The sequence below is a fragment of the Ensifer sp. GW101-20A05 genome, from assembly GCF_059424735.1.
The window spans coordinates 64,149-69,999 of record NZ_JBWKZT010000015.1 but is presented as its reverse complement, the minus strand read 5'-3'; the positions used below and the strand labels follow the sequence as shown (position 1 = coordinate 69,999).

Here is a 5,851-nt window from a genome sequence, read left to right as displayed (position 1 = left end):
CGCCGTTTCCTGGGGAGGTGGCCCATCCTGTGCGGCTGACTTTCGGCGGAGGTGTCGGGAATTCTTGGAATCAAGCATCGACGACAGCGGCATGCCACCCTCCCGCGTTCAAAGCTGTAATGAAACCCCTATATTCGAATGTTAACAAACTCTAATGCGGAAAGACAAGCCGTAATCTTTCGCAGTCAATAAATCTTCATAATCCGCTAGATTTTTACTTAAACCGGAAAGCATATGACAACTGCGTTACAGAAATTTCATAATAGATCTGTCGCCATTAACGGATTGGTTTGACTGGTTTTTATAGCCCCTACGAGCTAATTCGGCCGCCTCCTTTTGATGACCCAAAGTGATCAGAAGCCCGATCTGCCCAGCGCCGGTTCGTACGCCACATGACCGCCATTCAGGTGTCGATTAATCGCATCGCGTTTAACGAGCGATAATATTGCAATTACCAATTGTACCCAGATAGTCTACGATCGTTGCGATGCCTTGCCTGCCTCCGGGAACTCCGACCTGAAAACCAATCGGAACCAGACAGGGCGAACGGCGGCCGCTGCCGAGATCACGCGATTTTGCAAGCAGACCGCCTCCCAAGAAGCCGTGTTTGGCCGATAATCGAGCGATCGGAAACCGGAGGACGAGCTATGCGCCCTGGCTTCGCAGGTACGTTGCTGACCTTCTCGTTGCTCCTGTCGGAGCCGACTGCTCCCCATGCAGCCGACGTCACGCGTTCGGGCCAGCCTGTGTTTGACCGCGTCGTCGAACTGGTGGATGAAGAATTCTACGACACAACGGCGCTGGTCCGCTTCAACGCTGCTGCCCGGGCACAAATCGACGGGAGGTTGCACTCGATCGCGGCCGCGAGTTCGCCCAGCGACGTCGACGACGCGATCACATCGGTCCTTTCCAGCCTTCGGGTCTCGCATACCGGACGCTACAAGCCCGATACGATCGACTATTTCGAACTCTCCGACATTTTCCGTTTCGCAATCCGGAATGACATCCGCCGCCTCTTTCCGCCGGATGGCGAGGTCCGCTATCCCGGCATCGGCATGGTGACGACCGTTGACGGTGATCGTCGCTTCGTTGCCGATGTCTACGATGGATCGCCGGCCGAGAGGGCCGGCCTGCTCGTTGGTGACGAGATCCTGTCGGTGGACGGGCTTCCCTACCGGGAAATCGGCTCTTTCGCCGATAAGGTAGGTAGAAGCGTCGAGATCCGGCTTCGACGCCATCGCGATGCCGCATCGATTTCGGCGAAAGTCCAGGTGGAGCGCTTGCGGCCGCTGCCGATGTTCGAGCGGGCGATCGACAAAAGTCTTGCACTCAGCGAACGCGATGGCCACAAGATCGGTTACGTGCGGATGTGGACGCTCTCAACGCGCAATGGCCTCGATATTGTCGCGGAAGCCCTTGCGACCGGCCGCCTCAAGAACGCCGAGGGTGTTGTCGTTGACTTGCGCGGGCGCTGGGGTGGTGGCCCTGCCGATGCGGCGGAGCTTTTCGTTGGCGACACGCCGTCCTTCCGGTTGGTGCCGCGCCGCGGGGATGCGACACTCGCAAACTTCCGTTGGCGAAAGCCGGTGATCGCGCTGATCGATAAAGGTACGCGCAGCGGCCTGGAGCTCTTCGCCTACGCCCTCAGGCAGAATGCCATCCCGCTGGTCGGTGAACGGACGGCGGGCGCCCTGCTCGCAGGCCGCGCCTATGTCTTGCCGGATGACAGTCTGCTCGAACTCGCGGTTTCCGATGCGGTGATCGACAACGACCTTCGGCTCGAAGCTGTGGGCATCGAGCCGGATATTTCGGTGACGTCGCCGCTTGCCTATGCGGCAGGAAGGGATCCACAGCGGGAGGCGGCGGTCAACGAGATGGCTCGGATGCTTGCCGCCGGCAAAAACGGAAGGACCTCGGCGCCACTCGATCCGGCGTTGACACGCTAATCCGGCCAATGATCATGCGTGTGACGCCTAGGCCTCCTGTCAAAGCGCCCTGACGGCTAACACGTACCGGCGACGACTGTTGCGGTGGCGCGCAATTCGACTTTGCCCGCCCGGATCGACTGCCGGGCAAGATCCAGAACCTCAGCCTTGATACGCTCCCGTGTTGCAATATCCGCCTGGCCCAACCCCGCGACCACGGGTGCGGCGATTTCGGTCATGAAGGTCCAATAGTCTTCGGGCGTGTCGTGAACCATCGTGGTCGTGACCTCTTCCTCGCGGACGTCTCGCAGGCCCGCGTCGGTAAAGACGGCAGTCATCAGGCCCTCGGGCGCACAGCGGAACAGGCCGGGGGCTCCCGCCGGCGGTTTCGGCATTTCCACGTGGCGCGCAATGGTCGACATGATCGTCGTTGCCCAGATGTTCTTGTCAGGCGAGGCCCAGACGGCGGCACAAACACGTGCACCCGGTTTCGCGACCCGCTTCAATTGTTCGGCTGCTGCCGCAACATCAGGGAAAAACATGAAGCCGAACCGGCAAAGAACAGCGTCGAACGTCGCGTCCGTGAAAGGCAATGCACCGGCGTCGCAGATCCTGGTTTCAAAATTCGTCAGACCGCGGTTCCTGGCGTTTTCGCTCGCCACCTGAAGCATGCGCTCGGATAGATCCGTGACGGTGACGCGCCCGTTCGGAATCGAGGCGGCGACGGTCAGTCCCGGCTCGCCTGTCCCGGCAGCGACGTCAAGCACCTGATCGCCGTCTTTGATCGCTGCTTGGCGGATCATCGCCTGGCCGAAGGGGGCAAGCCAGCCGAGAACGAGAGCGTCCCATTTCTTCCAGCCGGCGGAAAAGCGGTCCCAGGTTTCTCTTTGCTGATCGCGGATTTGATCGAGATGCGCGGACATACAGGTTCCTCCCTTGGCGCCGTTTTTCGACCTCGTCTGGCGAAACTATGAACCCGCTTTCGAATGGTACAAATCAATTTTGCGCCGGGATACGAGGGCCTTTGTGACCGCGGTTACATGTGAGCTTAGACAATCCGCTCTAGGGTGAGAGCGTAAGGCACGCTATATTCCAATTGAAGATACCGGGAAGGAGAGATTCGCACCGATGTCGAACCGGACGAACGTCAAGAATAGCGGCCGGATAGAGCCCAGCGACGAACAATCCCTCGGTGATCAATTGCGGATGATGCATCGGGCTTTCATGGCCTCGCCGCTACGCAACAAGATCATTTGGCTCAGCATAACCATCGTCGTTGTCATCGTTGTGACAGCCTTCGGCCAGATCATCCTCAATCGATGGTACAAACCGTTCTACGACACGCTCGAGCGACGCGACCTGCCCGCCTTTCTTCATCAGTTGGTCGTCTTCGCCCAGATCGCTGGCGTGCTTCTCGTCCTCAACGTCCTGCAAACCTGGCTCGGACAGGTCATCAAGCTGCGCCTGCGCGAGGGCCTGACAGAAGATCTCATAACCGAATGGATGCGCCCCTCGCGCGCGTTTCGTCTGGCGAACGCCGGCGCGATCGGTATCAACCCGGATCAACGCATCCATGAGGATGCACGCCACCTGACCGATCTGTCAGCCGGGCTTTCAATCGGCCTTTTCCAATCGGGTATTTTGCTGGTGAGCTTCATCGGCGTGTTGTGGTCGCTGTCCGACGGCTTCGTCTTTCATGTCTCTGGCTACGCCTTCGCCATTCCCGGCTATATGGTCTGGGCCGCCATTCTCTATGCAGGCACGGCCTCGTGGCTAAGCTGGCTGGTCGGCCGTCCGCTGGTGGCGCTGAACGGTGAACACTATGCCCGCGAGGCGGCGCTGCGTTTCTCGCTGATGCGCGTTAACGAGCATATCGAGGCGGTGTCTCTATCTTCAGGCGAGGCCAATGAAAAGAAGCGCTTACAGCGCGATCTCGCCTCGGTGCTCGAGATCAGCTACGGCCTGTTGCGCGCGGTGACACGCCTGACCTGGGTGACGGGCGGTTATGGCTGGATCACGGTCGTTGCCCCGATCGTCATTGCGGCGCCGGTTTACTTTGCCGGCGACCTGAGCTTCGGCGGGCTGATGATGGCGGTCGGTGCCTTCAACCAGGTGCATGCGTCGTTGCGCTGGTTCGTCGACAACATCGGCGCGATCGCCGACTGGCGTGCCACGCTGCTACGCGTTGCCGCCTTCCGTTCCGCATTGCTGATGACCGACGAAAGGCACGAGGGCGACAAACGTATCGACTTCAAGACGTCGGAAACGTCGCAGATGAGTTTCGACAATATCGAAATCGTCTCGCCGACGGGCTGCATCACGCTGCGGGAGCAAAGCGTAACAATCGATCCGGGCGAACGGGTGCTTGTCACCGGTGCGCCCGAGGTGGAGAAGGCGCCGTTCTTCCGGGCGATCGCTGGCCTTTGGCCCTGGGGTCACGGCCGCATTGCACTGCCGGTCGATGATGGCCTCGCCTTCGTTCCGAAGTCACCTTACTTCCCGCCCGGGACCCTGGGCGAAGTTCTCGCCTATCCAGGTCCAGCCGATAGCTACAGCAAGGGTGAACTTGCATCGGTGCTCTCCAAGGTCGGGCTTGGTCGCCTCAGCGGCCGGCTTGACCAGGATGCGCGAAAGCAGATGAACCTCAGCGAAGCGGAACAGCGCCTTTTGGCGATTGCCCGGCTCAGCTTGCACAAGCCGCGGTGGCTGATCATAGACGAGGCGCTCGACACGCTTGAGGACGACGCCTACCAGCGCGTTCTGAAATTCATGGACGAAGAACTCCAAGGTGTCGCGATCGTCAATATCGGACGCACCGAACGCGGCAATGACTTCTTCACCCGCGTGCTGCACCTCGACAAGAACCCGGCAGGCAATACGCTGCGGCGACTGCAGCCAAGGAGCCTTCAGCCCGCCGATCCGCAATTGGTGGATTGAAGCAAGCGAGCCATTCGGAAGCGCCAGTAACGCATTGAGGAAAATAGAAAACCGCGCATTCGTCGAATGCGCGGTTTTGCCTTACCTAGCGTAAGTTTCCTTAGCGCGCCCGCAGCTTCATATGGCGGTTCACGTCCTTGTAGAGCAGATAGCGGAACTTGCCCGGACCACCGGCGTAGCAGGCCTGCGGGCAGAAGGCGCGAAGCCACATGTAGTCGCCGGCCTCGACCTCGACCCAATCCTGATTGAGCCGGTAGACCGCCTTGCCTTCGAGCACGTAAAGGCCATGCTCCATGACGTGTGTCTCGGCGAAGGGAATGATCGCGCCGGGCTCGAACGTGACGATTGTCATGTGCATGTCGTGGCGCAGGTCCGCCGGATCGACGAAGCGCGTCGTCGCCCACTTGCCGTCGGTGCCAGGCATCGGCGACGGGGTGATTTCGGCTTCATTGGTGAAGATGGCTTCCGGCACAGGCAAGCCATCGACATACTCATAGGCCTTGCGCACCCAATGGAAGCGAACCGGCGCTTCGCTTCCATTGCGAACGCTCCAGTTGCTGGCCGGTGGAATGAAGGCGAAGCCGCCCGGCTGCATCTTGTGCGCCTTGCCGTCGAGCGTAACGGTCAGTTCGCCTTCGACGACGAAGATCGCGCCCTCGGCTCCCTCGTCCAGTTCGGGCTTGTCGCTGCCACCGCCCGGAGCGATTTCCATGATATATTGTGAAAATGTTTCAGCAAAACCGGAGAGCGGACGGGACAATATCCACAGCCGGGTTTTATCCCAGAACGGCAGATAGCTGGTGACGATATCCATCATCGTCCCCTTTGGAATCACGGCATAGGCTTCGGTGAAGACCGCGCGATCCGAAAGGAGTTGGGTTTGCGGCGGGTTGCCGCCATGCGGCGCATAGTAACTACGGTTGGTCATATCTTCCTTCAGTCTGCTGGCAGGCACCGCCTCCTCTTATCAGCGGTGCAATTGGTTCGTT

Annotated in this window: 4 protein-coding genes; 2 read left to right on the top strand and 2 right to left on the bottom strand. The window is 59.8% G+C overall.

Translation table 11 applies throughout. From position 1 onward, the window contains the following. Nucleotides 1-647 precede the first annotated feature (647 nt). On the top strand, nucleotides 648-1,946 hold the full coding sequence (locus AC070A_RS27915; RefSeq protein ID WP_492384093.1) for a S41 family peptidase: 1,299 nt from the start codon (nucleotides 648-650) through the stop codon (nucleotides 1,944-1,946). Nucleotides 1,947-2,002: 56 nt separating this feature from the next. Here the strand turns inward: AC070A_RS27915 and AC070A_RS27910 are convergent, their stop codons facing one another. Further along, nucleotides 2,003-2,848: a class I SAM-dependent methyltransferase gene (locus AC070A_RS27910; protein WP_492384094.1), complete on the bottom strand. Its 846-nt coding sequence runs from the start codon at nucleotides 2,846-2,848 to the stop codon at nucleotides 2,003-2,005. A gap of 205 nt (nucleotides 2,849-3,053) precedes the next feature. On the opposite strand from AC070A_RS27910, the gene AC070A_RS27905 reads away from it, so the two are divergent. Next, the gene (locus AC070A_RS27905; RefSeq protein WP_492384095.1) at nucleotides 3,054-4,862 is read left to right on the top strand and encodes an ABC transporter ATP-binding protein/permease; all 1,809 of its coding nucleotides are present in this window, start codon (nucleotides 3,054-3,056) and stop codon (nucleotides 4,860-4,862) included. Between the two features lie 100 nt (nucleotides 4,863-4,962). Here the strand turns inward: AC070A_RS27905 and AC070A_RS27900 are convergent, their stop codons facing one another. Beyond that, nucleotides 4,963-5,790 (bottom strand): bifunctional allantoicase/(S)-ureidoglycine aminohydrolase, encoded by an 828-nt coding sequence (locus AC070A_RS27900; RefSeq protein ID WP_057249556.1) that lies wholly within the window; start codon nucleotides 5,788-5,790, stop codon nucleotides 4,963-4,965. Nucleotides 5,791-5,851 lie beyond the last annotated feature (61 nt).